Annotated in this window: 28 protein-coding genes and 1 tRNA gene; 10 read left to right on the top strand and 19 right to left on the bottom strand. The window is 61.4% G+C overall.

Annotation, left to right across the window (positions count from 1 at the left end):
• The coding region (locus B3E94_RS12860) for an inositol monophosphatase family protein (protein ID WP_286913788.1) at positions 1-459 on the top strand (459 nt) is incomplete at its 5' end.
• A 109-nt stretch (positions 460-568) separates the two neighbouring features.
• Here the strand turns inward: B3E94_RS12860 and B3E94_RS12855 are convergent.
• From B3E94_RS12855 to queA, 6 genes are all read right to left on the bottom strand, one after another.
• Complete coding sequence (locus B3E94_RS12855; RefSeq protein ID WP_286913787.1) at positions 569-1,111, bottom strand: glycine zipper 2TM domain-containing protein; 543 nt, start codon at positions 1,109-1,111, stop codon at positions 569-571.
• A gap of 120 nt (positions 1,112-1,231) precedes the next feature.
• Positions 1,232-2,140: a protein translocase subunit SecF gene (gene secF, locus B3E94_RS12850; RefSeq protein ID WP_176515320.1), complete on the bottom strand. Its 909-nt coding sequence runs from the start codon at positions 2,138-2,140 to the stop codon at positions 1,232-1,234.
• Positions 2,141-2,150: 10 nt separating this feature from the next.
• Positions 2,151-4,013: a protein translocase subunit SecD gene (secD, locus tag B3E94_RS12845; protein ID WP_176515318.1), complete on the bottom strand. Its 1,863-nt coding sequence runs from the start codon at positions 4,011-4,013 to the stop codon at positions 2,151-2,153.
• A 63-nt stretch (positions 4,014-4,076) separates the two neighbouring features.
• On the bottom strand, positions 4,077-4,412 hold the full coding sequence (yajC, locus tag B3E94_RS12840) for a preprotein translocase subunit YajC (protein WP_008092587.1): 336 nt from the start codon (positions 4,410-4,412) through the stop codon (positions 4,077-4,079).
• A gap of 42 nt (positions 4,413-4,454) precedes the next feature.
• Positions 4,455-5,570, bottom strand: a complete 1,116-nt coding sequence (gene tgt / locus B3E94_RS12835; protein WP_176515421.1) for a tRNA guanosine(34) transglycosylase Tgt — start codon at positions 5,568-5,570, stop codon at positions 4,455-4,457.
• A 14-nt stretch (positions 5,571-5,584) separates the two neighbouring features.
• Complete coding sequence (gene queA / locus B3E94_RS12830; RefSeq protein ID WP_176515316.1) at positions 5,585-6,634, bottom strand: tRNA preQ1(34) S-adenosylmethionine ribosyltransferase-isomerase QueA; 1,050 nt, start codon at positions 6,632-6,634, stop codon at positions 5,585-5,587.
• Positions 6,635-6,742: 108 nt separating this feature from the next.
• Here queA and B3E94_RS12825 point away from each other — a divergent pair.
• The 6 genes from B3E94_RS12825 to B3E94_RS12805 all read left to right on the top strand — a co-directional run bounded on the left by B3E94_RS12825 (position 6,743) and on the right by B3E94_RS12805 (position 12,501).
• Positions 6,743-6,827, top strand: a tRNA-Leu gene (locus B3E94_RS12825).
• A gap of 166 nt (positions 6,828-6,993) precedes the next feature.
• The gene (locus tag B3E94_RS12820; RefSeq protein ID WP_409521258.1) at positions 6,994-8,262 is read left to right on the top strand and encodes a tyrosine-type recombinase/integrase; all 1,269 of its coding nucleotides are present in this window, start codon (positions 6,994-6,996) and stop codon (positions 8,260-8,262) included.
• A 43-nt stretch (positions 8,263-8,305) separates the two neighbouring features.
• Positions 8,306-9,274: a glycosyltransferase family 2 protein gene (locus B3E94_RS12815; RefSeq protein ID WP_286913784.1), complete on the top strand. Its 969-nt coding sequence runs from the start codon at positions 8,306-8,308 to the stop codon at positions 9,272-9,274.
• Positions 9,275-9,333: 59 nt separating this feature from the next.
• Positions 9,334-9,609 carry an EamA family transporter gene (locus B3E94_RS25440; protein ID WP_349681708.1) on the top strand — a complete coding sequence of 92 codons (276 nt, stop codon included), beginning with the start codon at positions 9,334-9,336 and terminating at the stop codon, positions 9,607-9,609.
• 10 nt (positions 9,610-9,619) lie between these two features.
• Entirely contained in the window at positions 9,620-11,446 is a 1,827-nt protein-coding gene (locus B3E94_RS12810; RefSeq protein WP_286913783.1) for a DUF2142 domain-containing protein, read from the top strand.
• Between the two features lie 407 nt (positions 11,447-11,853).
• The gene (locus B3E94_RS12805; RefSeq protein ID WP_286913790.1) at positions 11,854-12,501 is read left to right on the top strand and encodes a trypsin-like peptidase domain-containing protein; all 648 of its coding nucleotides are present in this window, start codon (positions 11,854-11,856) and stop codon (positions 12,499-12,501) included.
• Positions 12,502-12,520: 19 nt separating this feature from the next.
• On the opposite strand, the gene B3E94_RS12800 is transcribed toward B3E94_RS12805, so the two are convergent.
• Positions 12,521-12,817, bottom strand: coding sequence for an addiction module antidote protein (locus B3E94_RS12800; RefSeq protein WP_286913781.1), 297 nt, complete (start codon positions 12,815-12,817; stop codon positions 12,521-12,523).
• On the bottom strand, positions 12,814-13,107 hold the full coding sequence (locus B3E94_RS12795; protein ID WP_286913789.1) for a type II toxin-antitoxin system RelE/ParE family toxin: 294 nt from the start codon (positions 13,105-13,107) through the stop codon (positions 12,814-12,816). The genes B3E94_RS12800 and B3E94_RS12795 overlap by 4 nt, the downstream gene beginning before the upstream one ends.
• 222 nt (positions 13,108-13,329) lie before the next feature.
• Between B3E94_RS12795 and B3E94_RS12790 the strand changes: the two genes are divergently transcribed.
• Positions 13,330-14,241 (top strand): bestrophin family protein, encoded by a 912-nt coding sequence (locus tag B3E94_RS12790; protein WP_286913780.1) that lies wholly within the window; start codon positions 13,330-13,332, stop codon positions 14,239-14,241.
• Here the strand turns inward: B3E94_RS12790 and phnE are convergent.
• From phnE to B3E94_RS12770, 4 genes are read right to left on the bottom strand one after another with little or no spacing between them, the layout of a single operon-like run.
• A complete protein-coding gene (phnE, locus tag B3E94_RS12785; RefSeq protein ID WP_286913779.1) occupies positions 14,226-14,993 on the bottom strand; it encodes a phosphonate ABC transporter, permease protein PhnE in 768 nt (255 codons plus the stop codon). The genes B3E94_RS12790 and phnE overlap by 16 nt on opposite strands.
• Positions 14,990-15,817, bottom strand: a complete 828-nt coding sequence (locus B3E94_RS12780) for a PhnE/PtxC family ABC transporter permease (protein ID WP_286913778.1) — start codon at positions 15,815-15,817, stop codon at positions 14,990-14,992. The genes phnE and B3E94_RS12780 overlap by 4 nt, the downstream gene beginning before the upstream one ends.
• Positions 15,811-16,605 (bottom strand): phosphonate ABC transporter ATP-binding protein, encoded by a 795-nt coding sequence (locus B3E94_RS12775; RefSeq protein ID WP_286913777.1) that lies wholly within the window; start codon positions 16,603-16,605, stop codon positions 15,811-15,813. Before B3E94_RS12775 ends, B3E94_RS12780 begins: the two co-directional genes overlap by 7 nt.
• On the bottom strand, positions 16,602-17,456 hold the full coding sequence (locus B3E94_RS12770; protein WP_176515306.1) for a putative selenate ABC transporter substrate-binding protein: 855 nt from the start codon (positions 17,454-17,456) through the stop codon (positions 16,602-16,604). The genes B3E94_RS12775 and B3E94_RS12770 overlap by 4 nt, the downstream gene beginning before the upstream one ends.
• Positions 17,457-17,580: 124 nt before the next feature.
• Between B3E94_RS12770 and selD the strand changes: the two genes are divergently transcribed.
• Positions 17,581-18,615 (top strand): selenide, water dikinase SelD, encoded by a 1,035-nt coding sequence (gene selD, locus B3E94_RS12765; protein WP_176515305.1) that lies wholly within the window; start codon positions 17,581-17,583, stop codon positions 18,613-18,615.
• Positions 18,615-19,712: a tRNA 2-selenouridine(34) synthase MnmH gene (gene mnmH, locus B3E94_RS12760; RefSeq protein WP_286913776.1), complete on the top strand. Its 1,098-nt coding sequence runs from the start codon at positions 18,615-18,617 to the stop codon at positions 19,710-19,712. The genes selD and mnmH overlap by 1 nt, the downstream gene beginning before the upstream one ends.
• Positions 19,713-19,832: 120 nt before the next feature.
• On the opposite strand, the gene B3E94_RS12755 is transcribed toward mnmH, so the two are convergent.
• From B3E94_RS12755 to B3E94_RS12725, 7 genes are all read right to left on the bottom strand, one after another.
• Complete coding sequence (locus B3E94_RS12755) at positions 19,833-20,219, bottom strand: lysozyme inhibitor LprI family protein (protein WP_286913775.1); 387 nt, start codon at positions 20,217-20,219, stop codon at positions 19,833-19,835.
• Between the two features lie 11 nt (positions 20,220-20,230).
• The gene (locus B3E94_RS12750; protein ID WP_286913774.1) at positions 20,231-20,770 is read right to left on the bottom strand and encodes a hypothetical protein; all 540 of its coding nucleotides are present in this window, start codon (positions 20,768-20,770) and stop codon (positions 20,231-20,233) included.
• A complete protein-coding gene (locus B3E94_RS12745; RefSeq protein ID WP_176515299.1) occupies positions 20,767-21,330 on the bottom strand; it encodes a GNAT family N-acetyltransferase in 564 nt (187 codons plus the stop codon). The genes B3E94_RS12750 and B3E94_RS12745 overlap by 4 nt, the downstream gene beginning before the upstream one ends.
• Positions 21,331-21,398: 68 nt before the next feature.
• Entirely contained in the window at positions 21,399-21,782 is a 384-nt protein-coding gene (locus tag B3E94_RS12740; RefSeq protein WP_286913773.1) for a YkgJ family cysteine cluster protein, read from the bottom strand.
• 152 nt (positions 21,783-21,934) lie between these two features.
• On the bottom strand, positions 21,935-23,143 hold the full coding sequence (gene alaC / locus B3E94_RS12735; RefSeq protein WP_176515297.1) for an alanine transaminase: 1,209 nt from the start codon (positions 23,141-23,143) through the stop codon (positions 21,935-21,937).
• A gap of 170 nt (positions 23,144-23,313) precedes the next feature.
• A complete protein-coding gene (locus B3E94_RS12730; RefSeq protein WP_286913771.1) occupies positions 23,314-24,441 on the bottom strand; it encodes a hypothetical protein in 1,128 nt (375 codons plus the stop codon).
• A gap of 135 nt (positions 24,442-24,576) precedes the next feature.
• The coding region (locus tag B3E94_RS12725; protein ID WP_286913770.1) for a UbiA family prenyltransferase at positions 24,577-25,101 on the bottom strand (525 nt) is incomplete at its 5' end.

Genomic DNA, 25,101 nt, shown 5'->3' with positions numbered 1-25,101 from the left:
GACCCGGTACGCCAGGAAGAATTCACCGCCAGCCGTGGCCGTGGTGCCCAGCTCAATGGCCGTCGCCTGCGCGTCAGCTCGCGCACCAGCCTGGACGGCGCCCTGCTGGGCACCGGTTTCCCGTTCCGTGACAACCAGATGGCCGACATGGACAACTACCTGGGCATGTTCCGCGCCCTGACTGGCCAGACCGCCGGCATCCGCCGCGCCGGTTCCGCCAGCCTGGACCTGGCCTACGTCGCCGCCGGCCGTTTCGACGCCTTCTGGGAGTCGGGCCTGTCCGAGTGGGACATGGCTGCAGGCGTGCTGCTGATCCAGGAAGCGGGCGGCCTGGTGAGCGACTTCAACGGTGGCCACGACTTCCTCGACAAGGGCCACATCGTCGCGGGCAACATCAAGTGCTTCAAGGCCGTGCTGACCGCTATCCAGCCGCACCTGCCCGAGCACATGAAGCGCTAAGCGCAGATTGCAGGCACAAAAAAAAGCACCTCTTGGGGTGCTTTTTTTGTGCCTGCGATTTCATGTGCTGACCTCATCGCGGATGAAACCGCGATGAGGCCGGTACAAATCACTGCCCAGCTTCGCTGAGGATCAGCTTGCCATTCTTGTCCAGCGGAATGGTCGAACCCGGCTCACGGTCCATTTTCACGCGGCCCACCTGCTCACCAATGGAATAGGTGACGTTGTAGCCCACCACTTTCTCGCTGATGTCATTGACCGTGTTGCAGCGGGTTTGCGTGGTGGTATAGGTGTCACGCTGCTGCATGCCTTCCTGCACCTTGTTGCCCGCATAGCCACCACCGACCGCACCGGCCACGGTGGCGATCTTCTTGCCGGTGCCGCCGCCGATCTGGTTGCCCAGCAGGCCGCCAGCGAGGGCGCCCACCACGGTACCGGCGATCTGGTGCTGGTCCTTGACCGGCGCCTGACGGGTCACAGCGACATCCTTGCAGACCTCGCGCGGTGTCTTCACCTGCTGCTTGATTGGCTGCACGTCGGTGACCTGGGCGTATTCAGGCCCTTTGTTCACCAAGCTGTAGGTCGCCACAGCACCTCCGGCAGTTACACCGACAGCACCCAGTACCGCACCCACCAGCATTGATTTGTTCACTTGAACCTCCTGATCGTACCCGCGGGGCTCAGCCCGCCTTCTCCCTGCCTTGGAGCAAAAAAAAAGGCGCGAGTTCAACACTCGCGCCTTTTTGACCGCCGAACGGCGTGGAGTCAGCCCTTATGGACGCTCATCCACTCCCTCGTTCTTGGCAGGCGGGATCAGGTCTTCGCTGTTCAGGTTCAGCCAGATCAACACCACGTTGGCGATGTAGATCGACGAGTAGGTACCGGCCATGACACCGATGAACAGTGCCAGAGAGAAGCCGAACAGGTTGTCACCGCCGAAGAACAGCAGCGCGGCGATCGCCAGCAAGGTCGAAACCGAGGTGGCGATGGTGCGCAGCAGGGTCTGGGTAGTCGAGACGTTGATGTTCTCGATCAGCGAAGCCTTGCGCATCACCCGGAAGTTCTCGCGCACCCGGTCGAACACGACGATGGTGTCGTTGAGCGAGTAGCCGATGATCGCCAGCACCGCCGCCAGCACCGTCAGGTCGAAGGTGATCTGGAAGAACGACAGGATACCCAGGGTCACCACCACGTCGTGGATCAGCGACACGATGGCGCCAACCGCGAACTTCCACTGGAAGCGGAACGCCAGGTAGATGAGGATGCCACCCAGCGCCAGCAGCATGCCGAGGCCGCCCTGGTCGCGCAGCTCTTCACCCACCTGCGGGCCGACGAACTCGACGCGCTTGAGCGTTGCCGGGTTGTCACCGCCGATCTTCTGCAAGGCTGCAGCGACCTTGTTGCCCAGCTGCGGGTCATCACCCGGCATGCGCACCAGCAGGTCGGTGGTGGCGCCAAAGCTCTGCACCACGGCCTCATGGAAGCCGGAGTTGACCAGCTCGCTGCGCACGGTCTGCAGGTCGGCCGGGCGCTCGTAGGTCAGCTCGATCAGCGTACCGCCGGTGAAGTCCAGGCCGAAGTTGAGGCCTTTATGCCACCAGCTGAACAGCGCCAGCACGGTGAGGAGCACGGTAATGGCGAACGCGACATTGCGCACGCCCATGAAATTGATGGTTTTCATCGCAGCTCCCTCAAACCCACAGCTTCTTGATGTCACGCCCGCCGCAGGTCAGGTTGACCATTGCACGGGTCACCATGACGGCGGTGAACATCGAGGTGAAAATCCCGAGCGACATGGTAACCGCAAAGCCCTTGACCGGGCCGGTGCCCATGGCGAACAGGATGCCGCCGACCAGCAGGCTGGTCAGGTTGGCGTCGATGATCGCGGTGTAGGCGCGGTTGAAACCTTCGTGAATGGCACGCTGCACCGACATGCCGGCTTTGAGCTCCTCGCGGATACGCGAGAAGATCAGCACGTTGGCGTCCACCGCCATACCCATGGTCAGCACGATACCGGCGATACCCGGCAGGGTCAGGGTCGCGCCCAACAGCGACATCAGTGCCAGCAGCAGCACCATGTTGCCGGCCAGGGCCACGGTGGCGATCACGCCGAAGCCGCGGTAGATGGCGATGATGAACAGCGAGACGAACAGCATGCCCCACAGCGACGCATCGACACCCTTGGTGATGTTGTCGGCACCCAGGCTTGGGCCGATGGTACGTTCTTCGGCGAAGTACATCGGCGCGGCCAGGCCACCAGCACGCAGCAGCAGGGCCAGTTCAGACGATTCGCCCTGGCCGTTCAGGCCGGTGATGCGGAACTGGCTGCCCAGCGGCGACTGAATGGTCGCCAGGCTGATGATCTTCTTCTCTTCCTGGAAGCTCTGTACCGGCACTTCCTTCTCGACGCCGTCGACGGTCTGCTTGACGTAGCGGGTGACCGGCTTCTGCTCGATGAAGATCACCGCCATGCTGCGCCCGACGTTGCTGCGCGTGGCGCGGCTCATCAGCTCGCCGCCGTGGCCATCCAGGCGGATGTTCACTTGCGGGCGACCGTGCTCGTCGAAGCTGGCCTGGGCGTCGGTGACCTGGTCACCGGTGATGATCAGGCCACGCTCGACCGGGGCGGAACGGCCGCCCTCACGGAACTCGAAGACCTCGGTGGTCGCCTTGGACGCGCCTGGCTCGGCACCGAAGCGGAACTCCAGGTTGGCGGTCTTGCCGAGGATACGCTTGGCCTCGGCAGTGTCCTGCACGCCTGGCAGCTCGACCACGATGCGGTTGGCGCCCTGGCGCTGGACCAGCGGCTCGGCCACGCCCAGCTCGTTGACCCGGTTGCGCACGGTGGTGAGGTTCTGCTTGATCGAGTATTCGCGGATCTCGGCGACTTTCGCCTGGGTCAGCGCCAGACGCAGCACGGCGACATCGTTGCGCTCGGTGGTGGTCAGGTCGAAATCATTGAAATTCTTGCGGATCAGGGCACGTGCCTGTTCGCGGGTAGCATCGTCAGCGAAGCCCAGCATGATGCCGCCATCCTGCTGAGGCAGGCTGCGGTAGCGGATGCGCTCTTTGCGCAGCAAGGTCTTGACCTCGCCTTCGTAGACTTTCATGCGGGCGCTCATGGCCTTGTCCATGTCCACTTCCAGCAGGAAGTGCACACCACCGGACAGGTCCAGGCCCAGCTTCATCGGGCTTGCACCCAGGTTACGCAGCCATTGCGGGGTGGTCTGTGCCAGGTTCAGGGCCACGACGTAATCATCGCCCAGTGCCTTGCGCACTACATCCTTGGCTGGCAGCTGGTCTTCCTGGTTGGTCAGGCGTACCAGCCCGCTGCCCTTCTCGCCCAGGCTCGCGCCCTTGACGGTGATGCCGGCATCGCTCAGCGCCTTGGTGACGCGATCGAGTTCGGCCTGGCTCACATGCAGCGCCGAGCTGGCACCGCTGATCTGCACCGCAGGGTCATCCGGGTAGAGGTTGGGAGCGGAATAAATAAAACCGATCGCCAGTACCAACACGATCAGTGCGTATTTCCACAGAGGGTATTTGTTCAGCATCACGCCGCCCGTTCAAGACGCGGGGCGCGTTGCGCGCCCCGACTGGAAAGAAAAACCGGTAACTCAGATAGCCTTGAGCGTACCTTTTGGCAGGGTCGCGGCAATGGCGCCCTTCTGGAACTTCAGCTCGACGGTGTCGGATACTTCCAGAACCACGAAATCGTCGGAAACCTTGACGATCTTGCCGGCGATGCCGCCGTTGGTCACAACTTCGTCACCTTTTTGCAAGTTGCTCAGCAGGTTTTTCTGCTCTTTGGCACGCTTGGCCTGCGGGCGCCAGATCATCAGGTAGAAGATGACCAGGAAACCGACCAGGAAAATCCACTCGAAGCCGGTACCGGCTGGGCCGGCGGCGGGTGCTGCTGCGTCCGCGTAGGCGGCGGGGATCAAGAAGCTCATTGGGCACTCCTAATGTAATTTTCTAATAATGGATGCGAACAGTCAGTCCAAAGGCGGCACAGGCAGCCCGCGCTTGGCGTAGAAGGCGTCGACAAAGGCGGCCAATTTACCCTGTTGAATAGCCTCGCGTAAACCGGCCATCAAGCGCTGGTAATGGCGCAAGTTGTGGATGGTATTCAGCATGCTGCTCAGCATTTCGCCACACTTGTCCAGGTGATGCAGATAAGCGCGGGAGAAGTTGCTGCAGGTGTAGCAGTCACAGGTCGGATCCAGCGGCGAATCATCATGGCGATGGAACGCGTTGCGGATCTTGATCACCCCTGTATCGACGAACAGGTGGCCGTTGCGCGCGTTGCGCGTAGGCATCACGCAGTCGAACATGTCGACGCCGCGGCGCACACCCTCAACGAGATCTTCCGGTTTGCCTACCCCCATAAGGTAACGAGGTTTGTCAGCGGGCATCTGCGCGGGCAGGTAGTCCAGCACCTTGATCATCTCGTGCTTGGGCTCGCCCACCGACAGGCCGCCGATCGCCAGGCCGTCGAAGTCGATGTTGACCAGCGCTTCCAGCGAACGCATGCGCAGGTCCTGGTACATGCCGCCCTGGACGATGCCGAACAGCGCCGCGGAGCTGTCGCCGTGGGCGTTCTTCGAGCGCTGGGCCCAGCGCAGCGACAGCTCCATGGAGGTGCGCGCCACGTCGTGCTCGGCCGGGTACGGCGTGCACTCGTCGAAGATCATCACGATGTCCGAACCCAGGTCACGCTGCACCTGCATGGACTCTTCCGGGCCCATGAACACCTTGGAGCCGTCGACCGGCGAGGCAAAGGTCACGCCCTCTTCCTTGATCTTGCGCATGGCGCCCAGGCTGAACACCTGGAAGCCACCGGAGTCGGTCAGGATCGGGCCCTTCCACTGCATGAAATCGTGCAGGCCGTTGTGCTTCTTGATCACCTCGGTGCCCGGGCGCAGCCACAGGTGGAAGGTGTTGCCGAGGATGATCTCGGCACCGATGGCCTCGATGTCACGCGGCAGCATGCCCTTGACCGTGCCATAGGTGCCCACCGGCATGAACGCCGGGGTTTCTACCGTGCCACGGGGGAAGGTCAGGCGGCCACGACGGGCCTTGCCGTCGGTGGCCAGCAGTTCGAAGGACATTCGACAGGTGCGACTCATGCTTGATCCTCGGGGCCACGCGGCGCCGGATTGCGGGTGATGAACATGGCATCACCGTAACTGAAGAAGCGGTAACCGTTTGCCACCGCCGCCGCGTAGGCAGCCATGGTTTCGGGGTAACCGGCGAAGGCCGAGACCAGCATCAGCAGCGTGGACTCCGGCAGGTGGAAGTTGGTGACCAGGGCATCGACCACATGGAACGGCCGGCCCGGGTAGATGAAGATGTCGGTGTCGCCACTGAACGCCTTGAGCACGCCATCGCGCGCCGCGCTCTCCAGCGAGCGCACGCTGGTGGTGCCAACCGCGATCACCCGGCCGCCACGAGCGCGGCAGGCGGCGATGGCATCGACCACCTCCTGGCTCACTTCGAGCCATTCCTTGTGCATGTGGTGGTCTTCGATCTTGTCGACCCGCACCGGCTGGAAGGTGCCGGCGCCCACGTGCAGGGTGACGAAGGCGCGTTCCACGCCCTTGGCGGCGATCTTCTCGAGCAGCGCCTCGTCGAAGTGCAGGCCGGCAGTGGGCGCAGCCACGGCGCCGGCGCGCTCGGCGTAGACGGTCTGGTAGCGCTCACGGTCGGCGCCCTCGTCGGGGCGGTCGATGTAGGGCGGCAGCGGCATGTGGCCGACGCGCTCGAGCAGTGGCAGCACCTCTTCGGTGAAGCGCAGCTCGAACAGCGTCTCGTGGCGCGCGACCATTTCGGCCTCGCCACCGCCGTCGATGAGGATCAGCGCGCCCTCCTTGGGCGCCTTGCTGGCGCGCACATGGGCAAGCACGCGATGGCTGTCGAGCACGCGCTCGACCAGCACTTCCAGCTTGCCGCCGGAGGCTTTCTGGCCAAACAGCCGCGCCGGGATCACCCGGGTGTTGTTGAACACCATCAGGTCGCCGGGGCGCAGGAAGTCGAGCAGGTCGGTGAACTGCTTGTGCGCCAGCGCGCCGCTCGGCCCATCGAGGACCAGCAGTCGGCTACCATGGCGCTCGGCCAGTGGGTGGCGGGCGATCAGGGAATCGGGGAGTTCGAAGGAAAAATCGGCGACGCGCATGATGATGTTCGGGTTCGGCAGGGCCGGGAAGTTTAGCCCAATGCGTGAAAATTGACCATGAAAGCCGATTGACCGACCAGAGGCACCTCTCTATACTGCGCGCCACAAGCCCTGATGGCGGAATTGGTAGACGCGGCGGATTCAAAATCCGTTTTCGAAAGGAGTGGGAGTTCGAGTCTCCCTCGGGGCACCATCCAAAGGTTTCATGTTGTTCCAACATGCACCTGATTCACAGCAAAGCCGGCCACTGCGCCGGCTTTGCTGTTTCTGCTTACCCCTTCCTACTTTCATCATGTTCCTTGTTCCCGTGTATGGCGTGATGTATGTTCGCAAAAACTACGAACTTGGCCATACAAGAAGTGAAGCGAACCGACATCACGCGCCGCCCCCTAGCGGACACAGTCCTGGCATCACTTGAGCCTGAAGCAAAGGAGTATCGCGAGACCTACGGCATCGATCGTATCTACTTCGTGGTGTCACCAACCGGGCGGAAGCGCTGGGAGTTTCGCTACAAGCGATTGAGTGATGGCGGGTGGACTTGGCTTGGCCTGGGCGGCTATCCGGAGTTTTCCGCAAAGCGGGCCCGCGAGAAAGCGGCTGAAGCACTGGACATGATCGAGCGTGGCGTTGATCCAGGCAATCACAAGCAGGCCGTCAAGAAAGCCATGGAGGCAGCGAGCGCCAGCACCTTTCGTGCGGTGGCCACTGCCTGGCTTCATAAAAAGGAGCTTGACGGAAAATCGCAAGCCACCCTAGACAAGATTCGCACCTACCTGGACAAAGACATCCTCCCCGCCCTGGGCGATATGCAGGTGCGTGAGGTCAGCCGCCAGCACTGTGCAGATCTGATGGCCAGCATCGAGACGCGCCAGGCATTCAATGTCGCAAAGAAGGTGCGCGGCTGGCTCAAAGAGGTCTTCAGTCAAGCTATTGCCAAGGGGATGATGGAAAACAACCCGGCCTCTGAACTTCTGGAGATCGCCGCCCCGCCGCCGCCCACAAAACAATACCCCCATCTGCTGGAGCATGAGCTGCCCGAGTTCATGCGCGCCCTACAGCGCTCACCGAGCCGACTTATCGCGCGAACCGCCGCCCATCTCGTCCTTTGGACGGCGTCACGCCCCGGTATGGCGAGGTGGTCGGAATGGGTAGACTTCAACCTCGATGCAGCAGTGTGGAGTGTTTCAGCAGACAAGATGAAGATGGATAGGGACATCTTGATTCCACTGCCCACGCAGGCAGTCACGGCACTGAACGAACTACGAGAGCTGACCGGACGCAGTCGCTATCTGTTCCCCGGCAACGGCCAGGTAACTGCAGTAATCAGCGAAAACACAATAAATAAAGTATTTGCCCTCATCGGCTACAAAGGAAAGCTGGTAGGGCACGGGGCGCGTCACACAGCAAGTACGCTGCTGCGTGAGCATGGGTGGGAACAGAACCACATCGAAATACAGCTAGCCCATAAAGAGCCGGGGGTAAGCGGCGTGTACGACAAGGCCATGCACCTGGCCCAGCGCCGCTACATGATGCAGTGGTACGCGGATTATCTAGACGCACTGCGAAACGGCATGACCGACCAGCAGCGCGAAGCATTCAAACGAAAGGTTAACGCTGGGCTGCAGTAATACAGGCGGGCATTTAACCCACTAATTAAGCGAGACTTATTCCATGGAAGACGAAAAACGAATCGCGGTAGTCATCCCGAGCTACAAGGTCAAGAAACACATACTTGAAGTGATTTCCGGGATAGGAAATGAGGTCGAGAGGATATATGTCGTTGATGACCTTTGCCCTGAAAAATCAGGTAACTTTGTTGAAGAGAACTGCTCCGACCCCCGCGTAAGAGTAATTCGCCACGAGGAAAACCAGGGCGTGGGGGGTGCAGTCATGTCTGGCTACAGAGCAGCCATTGATGAGGGCATCGACGTTATCGTCAAAGTGGACGGTGATGGGCAAATGGACCCTAGCCTGATTCCTTATTTCGTCGAGCCAATAATTTCAGGCCATGCTGACTATACAAAAGGCAACCGGTTTTTCGACCTGGAAAGTGTCAGAGCGATGCCACGAATTCGCCTATTTGGAAATGCCGCCCTTTCTTTCATGACAAAGATGTCGTCCGGGTACTGGGACCTGTTTGACCCCACCAATGGCTACACGGCCATACATGCAGATGTCGCCAAACACTTGCCTTTTGACAAGATCAGTAAGCGTTATTTTTTTGAGACAGATATATTATTCCGGCTTAACACAGTGCGGGCAGTAGTACTGGATATGCCAATGGAAGCAAAATACGAGGACGAAGTATCCAACCTGAAAATCTCCAAGGTGGTTGGCGAGTTCTTCGTAAAGCACGTGAGAAATTTTGGCAAGCGAATTTTCTACAACTACTACTTGCGTGACATGTCCTTGGCATCATTTGAGCTGCCTATTGGAATTCTGTTGATCTTATTCGGTCTAGCGTATGGCGCTTCGGGTTGGATCGAATCCATACAGAATGGGACACCCGCCACAGCGGGCAAGGTGATGATCTCATCGCTTCCGCTCATACTCGGCGTTCAACTATTGCTGGCGTTTATTGGCTTCGATATAGCATCGACTCCTAAGCGACCATTTCACAAGAGAAGGAGTCTAAAGTGACGTACTTGCTAGCAATCATTTGCGTAGTCGGGATCGCAGCCGGTCAAATTTTATTCAAAATGAGTTCCTCTTCTCTGAGCAAATCAGGGTCGTGGTTTGACACGCAGACGCTAACCATTCTTTTCTCTGCATTCGCACTGTACGGTTTGACAACAATCCTATGGGTTTACGTGTTGCAGCGGGCGGACCTTGGGAAAATATACCCACTTATGGCTCTCGCTTTTGCGATAGTACCTATAGGCAGTCATTTTGTTTTTGGAGAGCGATTTCAGCCACAATACTTCGCGGGCGTTGCACTGATAATTGGCGGCATTATAGTTGCCGTGAAGTCGTGAGAACAATTAGATGACAAATCATAATTTAGCGATTGAACAAAAAAACAGTCAGATCTTCAGTATCTCCCAGAAAATCTGGGTCATCTTCCCAGTCTCGTTGTTTCTCGTCTGTTTTTTTCTTTCAATACTGATCCCCCCTTTACAATCCCCTGATGAAAGCTCGCATCTGGAAAGGATATACCTGTTGAGTAAAGGGCAGCTCATGCTGGAAACCCCGGAGGGAAGTTCATCAGGTGGCATGATTGACTCAGGTTTACGTAACTACCTGCGCGCCTTCTCTGCTCTCAGTGGGAAACCCGATCAAAAAGTATCGCAAGAACAGTTAGATGAAGCCAGCAATCTACGATGGTCTGGAACAAAGGAGTTCGATACGCCCACAGGCACGGGATATTATTTCCCTATTATTTATTTACCCCAAGCCGTCGGGCTTGCATTGGGTGAAGCTTTAGGATGGACGGTTGATGCGTCGTATAAAACAGCTCGCTTTTTCGTCCTTTTTACTTCCTCATTGATACTGGCATGGGCCTTTAAAATCTATCGCCCGCCCATCATAGTTGCAGCACTGTTGGTGCTGCCGATGAGCTTATTCCAATTTTCATCCGCCACAATAGATGGAATATCAACGGCACTCTTCATACTCGCAATTTCCTGCTTCTCAAGGATAGCACTGGACAAGCAGCACGCTAAAAAATATTTAATCTATGTATTAATTGGCTGCGTCCTCATCGTCACTTCAAGCCGCGCTCACGCGATGCCTCTTTTCATTTTGGTATTTGCATCCTATTTTTATACAAAGGACAAAAAGGCTTTAGCGACAGGATTAGCCTGCACAGTATTTGTACTGACATGGCTACTCATCTCAATAAAGCTGACTACCAATATTACGATGCAGGGGGCACCCTCCGCCTCCACCATTGCATCCTATTATATAAAACAACCGTTTGAGCTTGCGAAAGTACTGTACAGAACGTTTAGCGACCCTACGCTTCAAGTTTTTTACCGCGAGTCCTTTGTTGGAATCCTGGGATGGCTTGATAGCAAGCTACCCCTGCCAACCTACCAGGCAATATACGTACTCATCACAGCCATCTCTGTACTCTCGATATGCACCAAGTTGATTAAACACGCCAATGTCTACCGCGCGCTTTTGATAGCGTGCGGCATTGCATCTATTGTTTTAACCTTTGTAGCACTGCTCATCCAGTGGAACTCGCTACAGCACCCAGCCGAAATAATTCAGGGCGTTCAAGGTCGATACCTGCTTATACCAGCACTTCTATTTGCTTACTCAATAGGCACCCAAGCAAACTTGAAATACAGTTTAATCCAATATTTAAACATTGGACTCCTCATCGGCCTGTTTATTTTTTCAACTTATGCTACTAGCTCGCTGCTAATATCTCGCTATTTCCTTGGCGACGAGCCACAGAAGCTCGCAGCAGTTAAAGTCTTCCCCAGCACACCACTTTCAACATCTGAACCGATAAGCTTGCGATTCGACAAAGCGCACCTGAAAGAACCTGCCACACTTCGTTCTATCAGCATTCAGTTTGCAACCTATATACGCGTTAACAAGGGCGTAGCCAATGTTGTGTTCTCAACAGATGATGGCAAATCACTGTCATTTAATTTCGACTTGGCATCTCTCGATGACAATCAATATAAGACCTTCGCGCTTGACAATCAGCCTTACTCATCTGGTTTGATTCATGCCGAAAGCGGTGGAGGGGTAAGTGTATGGCAGGCTGAAAATGAATCTGGCAGCGTCGTATCCTGCATAATTTATGAATACTCCAATGGTGCCAAGCAATACACCAAAGGCTGCCAGCGCCCTTAATGTTTCCCGCTCATGAACGCAGCGTCATGAGCGGGTCCCGCTACCTGTATCACTGGAGATTTGGCTCCGATAATGATCTCCACTGCCTGTCCGGTTCCTTAGCCTCCAGCCATTTCACTGCGCGAACGTGAATATCCGGCACATCCCGTCGCATCCGCCTTGCCCAAATCTGAAAGAAGACCAGCAGGCTCATTAGGCTGCTTGCTTGACGCCACCCCTACGACCCCGCCCCCGCGCGCCATGGCTGCAATCTATTGGCCATCAGCAGACCTACTACTTAAGATGTCACTCGTCGGGTATACACATAAAGTATTGCCGGCGTGATGGCTCTTAGCCATATTTGCACCCCCAATTTCTCAACCTTGTACCGACCAATGAAATCGACCGCGCCCTGTGTGGCAGCAATGATGCTGCTGAGTGGGTGCAATGGAATGCCGACCGCCTATGTCTCGGACCCCGTCTACGACCAGGCTTTCGTAGTCACCTCCGGCGCCCCGCTGCCGATGCTGCTGATGGCCAGCGCCATCCAGTGGAACGAGGACTACGCCGTAACTGCCAAACACACGCCCTTCCTGCGCAACGTGGTCCATGAGGGCCTCGGTGACGTGGTGTTCTTCAAGCACAAGGCCACCCAGGTGCCGCATTGGCGCCAGTACGTACCGGGTGAACCGGTGACCGCGGTCGGCTTCAACAGCCTGATGATGCCGGTGCAGGGCAAGGGCCGGACCCTGGATTCGCTGGTGCGCCTGGAAGGCACGCCTGGCAGCGTCTTCTACTCCGTGCATGACGGGCCGATGGTCAAGGGCATGTCCGGTGGGCCGCTGTTCGCCGAGGACGGCAAGGTCGTTGGAATCAACGTGGCGTTCATCCCCAAGGATGAGATCGACAGCCGCAACCGGCCTGATCTTGCCGACAAGGCGCGCGTCAGCGTGTTCATGTCGTACAGCGAAATCGACAAGGAATGGCGACGCTTTCAGTACCTGGCGCACAAAGCCAAGCCAAGCGGCGCGCCGGCTGCGGTCAAGGGGTATGTGGCGGTGGCGGCCAAGCCCTGATCTGGGGTGCGCTGAAGCATCAGCGCGAAACCATGTGAGGCTGGGCGCATAGATCGATGCCGAGCGCGCGAATGACCTTCAGTACAGTATCAAAACGCGGTTTTGCTCCCGGCGTGAGGGCCTTGTAAAGGCTCTCTCTACCCAAACCACTCTGGGCTGCAATCTGCGACATTCCACGCGCCCGTGCGATATGACCGAGCGCGCGGATGATTTCATCCGTATCGCCATCAATCAAAACCTGGCTCAGGTACTCGCTTATAGCTTCTTCGCTATCGAGCAATGTTGCCATGTCAAAAGGAATGAGTTTTACGTTCATTCGAGCTCCTTCGCCAGCTTTCTGGCCTTCAGGATGTCGGCCACCTGAGAGGACTTGTCGCCTCCGACAAGCAACACAATCAACCGGTTTTCCCTGCGTGTGAAATAGACCCGGTACCCAGCTGCAACGTCAACGCGAAGTTCACTGAGACCTCCCCCAAGTGCTTTGAAATCACCAAGATTCCCCATCGTCGCTCGCTCGATCCTACGGCCTACAGCCAATCTGGCCCTGAGATCTTTCAAGCCAGCCAACCAGCGGGCGAAACTCTCGGTTTGCTCGACACACATCATGTGGACACCCCAATCGTATCCACATGGATACGAATTATCAAGATTTGGAAGTGCTTCCACTCTGATGATGTTCCCCCGCGGTAGAAACTCGCCCGCATCTCTTATCGACGTAAGCTTTTTCCACGCCAACCTGCCGACAAAATCTCTTGCAACATCCAGCACCGAACCTTCTCCACCCCACGACGTCGGAACCTCCATTGCCCCTGCATCGAGGTCTCCCGCGTGAAAGACATCATCGCCCGCAAGTACCGCCTGGTGGTGAAGACCTTCGGCTACATCGGCTGGTCGCTATTCTGGCTGCTGATCTGGGACGTGCTGGTCACCATCGATTTCATGCTGTTCTTCAACAGCAAGTTCACCCTGCCGCTGATCCCGCTGACCTTGCTGGGTTCGGCGCTGGTGGTGCTGGTGAGCTTTCGCAACAGCAGCGCCTACAACCGCTGGTGGGAAGCGCGCACGTTATGGGGGGCGCTGGTGAACAGTTCGCGCAGCTTCGCCCGGCAGACACTGACGCTGATCGACGACCCGCAGGACGGCCTGAACCCGGTCAAGGCCACGCTGCTGCGCCGGCATATCGCCTACGTCAACTGCCTGGCCGCACACCTCAAGGGCGAGCCTTGCCCGGATGAGCTGATGGCGTTCATCCCACCGGCCGAATTCGAGCGGCGCAACCGTTCGAACAATTTTGCCAACGACATTCTCGGTGGCTCGGCGGCCCTGCTGGCGCGCGAATACCAGGCCGGGCGCCTGGACAGCATTCGCCTGGCGCGACTGGAGTCGACGCTGGTGGACCTGTCCAATGCCCAGGGCGGCATGGAGCGCATCGCCAACACGCCGCTGCCCTACCCTTACGTGTACTTTCCGCGGCTGTTCATCACGCTGTTCTGCCTGATCGTGCCGGTGGGGCTGGTCGAGTCGCTGGAGTGGTTCACGCCGCTGGCATCGACGGTGGTCGGGTTCATGCTGCTGGCGATCGAGCGCATCGGCACCGACTTGCAGAGCCCGTTTCGCTTCAGCGAACACCAGATCCAGATGGACAGCATCTGCGAGACCATCGAGCGCAACCTGGAGTCGATGCAGCGCGAGGCGCAATGCGGGGAGCTGATGCAGCCCAGCGCTCACGCGCGCACATAGCGCTGGCGCAGCACATCACTGAAGGCATCCACCAGAAGCACCAGCACCAGCATCGCCAGGATCACCGTGCTGGCCTGCGCCTCCTGGAACAGGCTCAGGGTGGTATAGAGCATCTGCCCCAGCCCCCCGGCGCCGACAAAGCCCAGCACGCTGGCCATGCGAATGTTGTTCTCCCAGCGATACAAGCTATAGGCCAGCAATTGCGGCCATAGATTGGGCAAGGTGCCGAAGCAGAACGCCGCCACCTGCCCGCCCCCCTGCAGGCGGATCGCCGCAGCCGGCTCGGCCGGCGCATTCTCCAGCGCCTCGGCGAACAACCGCCCCAACACCCCTGCCGTGTGCAGGGCCAGGGCCAGGGTGCCGGCATTGGGGCCCAAGCCCGCAGCCAGCACCGTCAGCGCCGCCCACACTAGCTCAGGGATGGCGCGCAAGGCATTGAGCAGCAAGCGCGCCGCCGACTGCAGCGGCCAGCCGAAGCGCCCGGCTGCCGGCAACGCCAGGAGCATGCCCAGCACCATCGCCAGCAACGTGCCCAGCCCCGACATGGCCAGGGTTTCCAGCGCGCCATGTCCCACCGCACGCAAATGCTCTGTGGATAAGTCCGGGTGCAGGAAACGCCGAGCATACTCGCCCATCTGCCCCAGGCCGCCATCACCCACCAGCGCGTGCAGGTCCAGTTGCAGATAACCGAACGAGGCCACCACCGCCGCGACGATGGCACCGACGACCAGCAGATTGACCAACCGATTCATGCCAGCCTCCCGCGCAGGAAGCGGCTCAGCAGGTCAGCCAGCAGCACCAGGCCGAAGAAGGCCAGCAGCATGCTCGCCACCTCACCGCCGGCAAACATGCGCATCGACAGATCGATCTGCTGCCCCAGCCCACCCGCGCCGACAAAGCCCATCACCACCGACGCCCGCACCGCACACTCCCAGCGATATACGGTGTACGACACCAGCTCCGCCACTGCACTGGGCAGGATGCCGTAGCAAAACGCCGCCAAGCGCCCACTGCCGGCCTGCAACAAGGCGTGCGCGGGGCACTGGTCGACCGATTCGTAGATTTCCGCATAGACCTTGCCGAGCATGCCGCTGTAGGTGATGGCGATGGCCAGCACGCCTGCCGTCGGCCCCAGGCCCACGGCGCGGACGAACAGCAGTGCCCAGACGATTTCCGGCACGCTGCGCAGAAAGATCAGCAAACCGCGCACCGGCATCCGCACCAGGCGCGATACCCCACCGGCACGGCCGCCTCGCGATGCCGCACGCAGCGACAAGGCACGGCTGGCCAAAAGGCTGGTCGGCACCGCCAGCAGCAGCGCCAAGGCCATGCCCGCCGTAGCTACGGCGAGGGTCTGCAAAGTGGAGGTGTACAGCAGTTCGAGAAACTCGGCGTCATGGGCCGGAGGCCAGAAGGCACGGGTGAAGCTGGCGATCTGCTGGCGGTTTTCCGCCTGCAGCAATACCCCAGGGTTCAGTTCGCTCAATTGCAAGCCGGGCCACAACACGGCCAGGGCAAGCACTGTGATCAGCAACCGCGGCAGCAGCGCCGGGTCGCGGCTATCGGCCTTCAGCATCGGGGGATCTGCACGGTCAGGGTCGCCCCCTGGACCACCGGCGAAGCCAGATGCTCGTTGGCGTAAAGGGCATCGAGCATCTGCTCGCTCACCGCGCCGGCCGCACAGTCGAACATCACCCGGCCCTCACGAATGCCGATCACCCGCGGGAAGTGGGCCAGGGCCAGTTCGACCGCATGCAGGCTAGCGACCAGGGTGACGCCATTGGCCTGGGCATGGCGGTTGAGCAGCGCCAGGCTGTGTTCGGCCAGCACCGGGTCCATGGCCGAGACTGGCTCGTCAGTCAGCAGCACCTCGGGGCGCTGGTACAAGGCCCGGGCGATGCCGACCCGTTGCAGCTGGCCACCCGACAACTGCCCGCACTGGACGAACAGCTTGTCGGCCAGGCCCAGCTCCGCCAGCACTCGGCGCGCGCCCGGCACATCGGTGGGGTAGATCAGGTTGAACAGGCCACGCAGCGTGCCCCACTGCCCCAGCCGGCCGGCCAGCACCGCCGTCACCACCCGCTGGCGCGGTGGCAAGGGCGGGGCCTGGTGCACCAGGCCAACCCTCGCCCGCAAACGCTGGCGGGCGCCGGCAGACAGCGCCCAGGGCTGCTCGCCGAACAATTCCAGGTGCCCGCTGCTGGGCTGCACAGCCGTGGCCATCAGGTGCAGCAGGCTGGACTTGCCAGCCCCCGAGGGGCCGATGATCGCCACCCGCTCACCCTTGTCGATGCGCAGGCTCACCGCATCGAGCGCGCGGACCTGGCCATGGCGCAGGCCGGCGCCGTGTACATGAATGGTCACTTGAGCAGGCCAGCCTCACGTGCCGCTTGCTCGGTGCCCTGGTAGTTCTCCGGCTTGGTCTCGATGAAGCGGCTGGCCGCCTGCAGGTCGAGAATCGCCTTGTGCTCGGGGTTGGCCGGGTCGAGGTCGAGGAAGGCTTGCTTGATCTTCTCCTTGAGCGCCGGGTCCATGTTGCCGCGCACGGTCCAGTTGTAGTCGTAGTAGGCCGGGGTGGTGGCGAAGACCTTGACCTTGCTGGTGTCGACCTTGCCGGCATCGACCAGCTTCTGCCAGACGCTGGCATTGAGCACGCCGCCATCGACCTTGCCCGCCTGCACCCAGGCCACGGTGGCGTCATGGGCGCCGGAATAGGCCACGCGGCTGAAGTAGCTCTCGGGCTTGATGTCGTTTTCCTTGAGCATGAAGTAGCGCGGCATCAGGCTGCCGGAGGTGGAGGAGATCGAACCGAAGGCGAACGACTTGCCCTTGAGGTCGGCCAGGCTCTTCACGTCCGGGTTGGCGGTGATGAACTTGGAGGTGAACTGGGCATCCTGCTCACGCTGCACCAGCGGCGTGGCGGTCGGGTCTTTCAGGTGCACCTGGACGAAGGTGAAGCCACCCAGCCAGGCCAGGTCCAGGCGGTCGCTGGCCAGCGATTCGACCACGGCCGGGTAATCGGCCACCGGCACGAACTTCACTTCCATGCCCAGCTGCTTGGACAGGTACTCGCCCAATGGCTTGAACTTGCGCAGCAGTTCGGTCGGCGCCTCGTCGGGGATGGCACTGACCCGCAAGGTATCAGCGGCCTGGGCGACAACGGCACAGCAGGACAGCACGAGGCCGGCGGCGAGCGCCAGGGGGCGTTTGAGCATGGGGGTTCTCCGGGTCGATAGCGGGGAAATTGCGGCAACCTGCCGACCGTGGGAAGTATAAGAGCCGCAGGCGCAAAGGCCAGCTTTGCTACAATCGCGCAACAATTTGATCCCTGAGGTGCGTATGAGCGAGCCGATTCGCCTGACCCAGTACAGCCATGGTGCCGGCTGCGGATGCAAGATTTCCCCCAAGGTGCTGGATGTGATCCTGGCCGAGAGCGGCGCCCAGGCCCTGGACCCGAAACTCTGGGTCGGCAATGCCTCGCGCGACGACGCTGCGGTCTACGCCCTGGATGACGAGCGCGGCGTGGTGTCCACCACCGATTTCTTCATGCCCATCGTCGACGACCCGTATGACTTCGGCCGCATCGCCGCGACCAACGCCATCAGCGACATCTACGCCATGGGCGGCGACCCGCTAATGGCCATCGCCATCCTCGGCTGGCCGGTCAACGTGCTGCCGCCCGAGGTAGCCCGCGAAGTCATCCGCGGTGGCCGCGCCGTCTGCGCCGAGGCCGGCATCCCCCTGGCCGGCGGCCATTCCATCGACGCCCCCGAGCCGATCTTCGGCCTGGCCGTGACCGGCGTGGTCAGCAAACGCCACCTCAAGCGCAACGACACCGCCACCGCAGGTTGCCGCCTGTACCTGACCAAGCCCCTGGGCATCGGCATCCTCACCACCGCCGAGAAAAAGGCCAAGCTGCGCGAGCAGGACCAGGGCCTGGCCCGCGACTGGATGTGCACGCTCAATACCCCGGGCAGCCGCTTTGGCAAGCTCGATGGGGTCAAGGCGATGACCGACGTCACCGGCTTCGGCCTGCTCGGCCACCTGGTCGAACTGGCCGAAGGCAGCGGCCTGACCGCACTGCTGGACTACGCCGCAGTGCCGCGCCTGCCAAGCGTCGAGCATTACCTGGCCGAGGGCTGCATCCCAGGTGGCACACTGCGCAACTTCGAAAGCTACGGCCACAAGATCGGCCAGTTGAGCGACGAGCAGAAGCACCTGCTGTGCGACCCGCAGACCAGCGGTGGCCTGCTGGTTGCCGTGAGCCCTGAAGGTGAAGCCGAGTTTCTCGCCCTGGCGGGCGAACTGGGCCTGCAACTGGCACCGATCGGCAAGCTGGTGGAGCGACAGAGCCACGCGGTCGAGGTGAGCTGATGCGCCCCGACTGCACCGACTTTCGCCAGCTGTTCCTCGATGACGCGCCGCTGATGGACATGCGCGCGCCCATCGAGTTCGTCAAAGGCGCCTTCCCCGGCGCCGTCAACCTGCCGCTGATGACCGACCAGGAGCGGCACAAGGTCGGTACTTGCTACAAGCAGCAAGGCCAGGCCGCCGCCATCACCCTCGGCCACCAGCTGGTCAGCGGCGCCACCAAGCACGAGCGCCTGCATGCCTGGGCCAGTTTCGCCAAGGCGCACCCCAACGGCTACCTGTACTGCGCGCGCGGCGGCCTGCGCTCGCTGATCGTCCAGCAATGGCTGCGCGATGAGGCCGGCATCGCCTACCCGCGCATCAAGGGCGGCTACAAGGCGCTGCGCACCTTCCTCCTGGAGACCACGCAGCAGGCGGTCGAGCAGTGCGATTTCGTGCTGGTGGGCGGCCTGACCGGCACCGGCAAGACCGATGTGCTGCACCAGCTGAACAACGTCATCGACCTCGAAGGCCATGCCAACCACCGCGGCTCCAGCTTCGGCAAGCGCGCCACCGCGCAGCCGGCGCAGATCGACTTCGAGAACAAGCTGGCGATCGACGTGCTGAAAAAGCGCGCCCGCGGCATCGAACAGTTCGTGCTCGAGGATGAAGGGCGCATCGTCGGCAGCTGCGCGGTGCCTCTGGGGCTGTACCAGGGCATGCAGCGCTACCCGCTGGTGTGGCTGGAAGACAGCTTCGAGAACCGCGTGGAACGCATCCTGCGCGACTACGTGACCAACCTGTGCGCCGAGTTCATCGCCGTGCATGGCGAGCAGGATGGCCGCCGGCTGTATGCCGAGCGGCTGTTGCAAAGCATGGCCAATATCCACAAGCGCCTGGGTGGCGAGCGCTTCCAGCGCTTGCACGAACTGCTGCGCCAGGCCCTGGAAGAACAGGCGCGCAGCGGTGCGGTGGACTTGCACAGGGGCTGGATCGAGGGGTTGCTGAAGGAATACTACGACCCGATGTATGCCTACCAGCGCGATGCCAAGGCTGAGCGGATCGAGTTTGCCGGCGATGCGCTGGAAGTGCGCGAGTACCTCAAGGCGCGTAATCGCTAAGGGCCGCTGTGCGGCCCAAATCGCCGGCAAGCCGGCTCCCACAGGGATAGCGCACAGCTCAAGGCCTGCACTGTACCTGTGGGAGCCGGCTTGCCGGCGATAGGGCCAGCCCACATAGCATCACTGCCCGGGGCTGAGCACCCGCTCCAGCTCCGCCGCCCGCTCCCGGGTCATGTCCAGCACGCACATGCCACCTTCCAGCTGAGCCAGGGTGCCGCCACTGGCCTGCACATGGAACCTGCAGTTGGCATCCCGATAGCCGACCCATTGGCGTTGCACCTCACGCAGGCTCTTCTGCTGCGTGCTATCCAACCTGCCCATCAACTGCTTGTAGACGCGGTTCAGCCGCCCATCCTGCAGCTGGGTCTCGGCCTGGATGCACCCGCTCATGGCAACCGTGCTGGACGCCTTGTCCATGCACTGGCCATAGGCCGGCGAGTTGTCATCAGCCAGCGCCAGTGACGTGCACGTGGCCAGGGCCAGCCCCATCAGATACTGCTTGTTCATGACCATCCTCCCTAGAACGCTTGCAACTGCTGCGGCGGCATCAGCACCTTGCCCGGCTCGAAGCGCAGCGACGGCATCTGCGTGGCGGCATACAGGGTGACCGCCAGCGCGGCGATCAACGCCACCTCCAGCCAGTGCCACCCCGGCATCTCGGCGCGGCTGCGCGCCTTCCAGCAATGCCAGGCCTGCCCTGCGCAGAACACCGCCATGGACGCCAGCCACAGGTAGAAGCCTGCACCAAAGCCGGTGCGCTCCTGGAACGCATAGCTGATGTTATCCGGCAGCCGCTCGATGCCAAAGCTGCTGGCCGCCAGGTACAACGCCGCCAGCCCGGCCACCAGCGCCAGGCGTCGAAAACGCCGATGGGCAAGGATGGCCAGGGCCAGCAGCGGGTTGGCGAACCATTGGAACAGCCCGAACGGCACGCCCCATGGCCCGTACAGCAGCATCTGCAAGGCCGGCATGTGCCCGCCGGCACTCATCAGCGCGCCGTCGAAGCACAGGGCAAGCAGATACAGGGCGAGGGTGCAGGCCAGGTAGTACGCCGTCATGCCACAGGCGGCTCGAGCAGCAAGCCATAGAGGCCCGAATCGGACAACTCGCCGGCCACGCACCAGCGCGCGCGCAAGGTGCCTTCAAGCACGAAGCCCTGGCGTTCGAGGGTACGCGCCGAACCCTGGTTGCGTGGGTCGATCTCGCCTTCCAGGCGGCGCATGTGCAGGGTGTGAGCGAGGTAGTCGATGAAGCAGGTCAGCGCTTCGTCCATGTAGCCCCGGCCCTGCACCGCACTGGCCAGGCAATAGCCGATCTCGCCGCGGCGCGAGACGTCGTCGATGTTGAACAGCTGGACCATGCCGATCAGCTCGCCGTTGTCACGGCGGTACATGCCCAGCTTGAGCTGGTCGCCGTTGGCGTAGGCCTCACGGTCGGCGGCCAGGGCGCTTTCGGCCTCGGCCAGGTTGTGCCAGGGCGCGTGGTGCCAATAGCGCATGACCTCGGGGTCGGCCATGATCGCCAGCCATTGCGCGGCGTCGGCATGGCGCATGGGCCGAAGCTGCAGCCGCGGGCTGTCGAGGCAGAGGTCGCTGGGGAAACTGCGGGGTGGGGTCACGCCGGATCTCCTGTCCATTGCTGGGAAGCGGACAGTCTACCGTCATGTGCCCCCTTCGAGCAGCCCGATCAGGCCACCTCGGCCCCGTCATCCGGCCAATGCGGCTCGTTGGCCCCCGGCGGGGTCAAAAGTGGCAGGCCATAGGCCGCCCGCGCATCGTCGCAGCTGGGGTTGTGCACCCCACCCTCCCACGACGCCTCGAACTCCCGGCATGGGCTGGAGCGGTTGGCGTAGATGGTGCACGCCACCTCTTTGCCGATCTCGCCCTGCAGGCTCACGCAGCGGCAGGGTTTGGCGTCGGTGCCGATCATCGCCACCCGGGTCGGGTTGATCTGCACCACCAGGTCGTCAGGCACGAGGCCGCCGGCAGACTGGCATTCGCCCCAGAAGAAGGACACACGGAAATACCCGCAGCAGGCGCCGCAGTCAAGGCAAGGGTTGTATTCGGACATGATGGCACGGGGGGGAAGGTTGTTGTTATCGGGGCGATGCCCGCGGCGCCATTTGTAATCGAAGCCAGGTCGGCTGAGAAGAGGGGCGAAGAAAAATAGTTCGCCGTCGATCCGACAGCATCAGGGGCCGCTGCGCGACCCCTGACTTGGCGTTACTTGCGAACCAGGCCGTCAGCCCGGAACATCTGCCGGATGCCGCGAATCGCCTGGCGAATGCGGTCCTGGTTCTCGATCAGGGCGAAGCGCACATGGTCGTCGCCATAGTCGCCAAACCCGATACCCGGCGACACGCAGACCTTGGCCTCGGCCAACAGCTTCTTGGCAAACTCCAGCGAGCCCAGGTGGGCATACTGCTCCGGGATCTTGGCCCACACGTACATCGACGCCTTGGGGTTTTCCACCATCCAGCCCAGCTCGTGCAGCCCCTTGACCAGCAGGTTGCGGCGCTGGCGGTACTGCTCGGCGATGTCGCGCACGCATTGCTGGTCACCTTCGAGCGCCGCGATGGCCGCCACCTGCAGCGGGGTGAAGGTGCCGTAGTCGTGGTAGCTCTTGATCCGCGCCAGGGCGCTGACCAGCTCGGGGTTGCCGACCATGAAGCCGATTCGCCAGCCGGCCATGTTGTAGCTCTTGGACAGGGTGAAGAACTCCACCGCGATGTCCTTGGCGCCGGGCACCTGCATGATCGAGGGGGCTTTCCAGCCGTCGTAGACGATGTCGGCGTAGGCCAGGTCATGCACCACCAGCACATCGTACTGCTTGGCCAGGGCCACCACGCGCTCGAAGAAATCCAGCTCGACGCACTGGGCGGTCGGGTTGGACGGGAAACCGAGGATCATCATCTTCGGCTTGGGGATCGACTCGCGGATCGCCCGCTCCAGCTCGTTGAAAAAATCGACGCCAGGCACCAGCGGCACGGAGCGCACCTGGGCGCCGGCAATCACTGCGCCGTAGATGTGGATCGGGTAGCTGGGGTTGGGCACCAGCACGGTGTCGCCTTGGTCGAGGGTGGCGAGCATCAGGTGCGCCAGGCCTTCCTTGGAGCCAATGGTGACGATGGCTTCGCTTTCCGGGTCGATATCGACCTCGTAGCGCTCCTTGTACCAGTTGGAAATGGCCCGGCGCAGGCGCGGGATGCCGCGCGAGGTGGAATAGCCATGGGTGTCTTCACGCTGGGCGACCTGCACCAGCTTCTCGACGATGTGCGGGGGCGTGGCGCCGTCGGGGTTGCCCATGCTCAGGTCGATGATGTCCTCGCCACGGCGGCGGGCAGCCATCTTGAGCTCGGCAGTGATGTTGAAGACGTAGGGCGGGAGACGATCGATACGCGCGAAGCGGCGCGGTGAACCTGGGTTTGCCATGGTTTTCTCTACTGACGTAAGCGCCCGGAACCGTCCGAGCGACGCTGGCCGCTGCGGCGGCCGAATCAGAAGATAATGCCGCCGCAGTTTATATGCAAAGGAAATTTTCCTATTTACTTATACCTTTTCAGACCATTTATTCGAATCTTCAGGATTTTCAGTAAGTAGCCTCAACGCAGCGCTTTGTACGTGTTTACGTCCCACCGCTGCAAACCCAAGCCCTCGCACGGGTCCATGTGGCCTCCAGCCACCTGGCTGAACGCCTTGCTCTCGAGGCCATGATGGACCTTGCGCTCGCTGCCTTGCCCTTCGCTCAGATAGGTGTAGGACTTGCTGCGCATGCCCAGGTACAGCGCCTCGTCAGCGTGCAGCGCCTGGTGGTGAGCCATCAGCTGCTTGTCATCGAGCTGCAGGCGCTTGTCGAGGCTGACGCCCCACCGCGTCAGGCAAACCTCGGCCAGATGCCGCACGATCAGCCCAGGCGCCTTGCACGCCTCACCGCAGCCCTCCCCCGTCGGCGAGGCATTGCCCACCAGCGTGGCGTGGCGCCCAGGTATCGGGTAGATGCTCATGTGCGTGCCCGCCGCCACCTCCGGCACCACGCAGGCAAAACCTCGGGAGCGCTCATCGCGGGCATAGAAAGCGACATACTCCTTGACGTTGCCCGCCAGCGCCACGCGCTCCTTCTGCATGTTCAGCACCCCCGGCACCGGGTCGATGGCCAGGATGTTCACCGGGATGTGCCGCAGGGCTTGGTCCTGCGCCATGGCATTGGCCAGCATGTGGCAGCTGATGCCACCGCGGCTCCAGCCGATCAGGTTGACCTGCTCAGGCAACAGCGGCTTGCGAAACTGCTTGATGATCTGCTCCTGCAACGCCTGCGGGGTGATCTCGCGCACGCCATAGTCGTAGCGCTCGCGAAACCAGTTGCCAGTACCCTTGGCATCGGCAATCGGCACGCCGGCGTCCTTGAGCCGCTGATACTCGGCCTGGGTGCGCTGGCCTCGCTGCCACAGGCTCTGGCCCTTGATGACCTGCAACGCATGCTGGACGTTCTCCTGCCAGCCGCTGCCCAGCAACGCGCCCATCGCCGTGCCATGGTCGTTGTCGTCGACGAACAGGTTGTCGTCCTGCAGGTTGCCGCTGCCGGGGCCATCCACCACGATCTTGTGGGCCAGCTCCCGGCCCTGGTCATTGAAGGCCAGCACCGAAACCAGCTCGCCATTCCAGTAGTCACGGTTGCTGACATCGCCGGCGGTGGCGCCGGTGCCACAGAAGTACACGTTCAACACACTCATGCCTGCAGTCCTCGAAGGGTTGGGTTGCGCAGGCTAGCGCCAGGGCCGGCAGCCGGTTCAGCGGGAAGCACGAACCGCAGGCATAAAAAAACCCCGGCACATGGGCCGGGGTTTTTCCTGTAACAGGCGGCTGTATCAGCGCGCGTACGTCATCAGCACGTCCGCGGCAGTCTGGCTGTCCACCGACATCATCACGCTCAGGGCAGTGACGGTGAGGATGGAGAAGCCGAACACCTTGCGCGCCCACTTGCTGTCGTCCTCGGCCTTGTAGCCGCCCCAGGCCATGTACAGCCAGTACAGGCCCATGGCAGCTGCCACGGCCAGGTAGCCGAGGCCGGCGTAACCGCCGAGGGTGAGCATCAGGGTGGCGAGCACGAAGGCCAGCACGTACAGCACGATCTGCTTCTTCGCCGCGAGGATGCCGCGCGCCACCGGCAGGACCGGAATGTTGGCAGCGCTGTAATCCTTGAAGCGGAAGATCGCGATGGCGAAGCTGTGCGGCATCTGCCACAGGCTGAACATCACCAGCAGGGTCACTGCAGCCAGGTCGAAGCTGTTGCTCACGGCGCAGTAGCCGATCACCGGAGGCATGGCACCGGACAGGCTGCCGACCAAGGTGCCGTGCACCGATTTGCGCTTCAGCCAGAGGCTGTAGAAACC

Source organism: Pseudomonas sp. UBA6315 (assembly GCF_002438125.1).
In the GTDB taxonomy this organism is placed as follows: domain Bacteria; phylum Pseudomonadota; class Gammaproteobacteria; order Pseudomonadales; family Pseudomonadaceae; genus Aquipseudomonas; species Aquipseudomonas faucium.
This window is presented reverse-complemented; position numbering and strand designations above follow the sequence as displayed.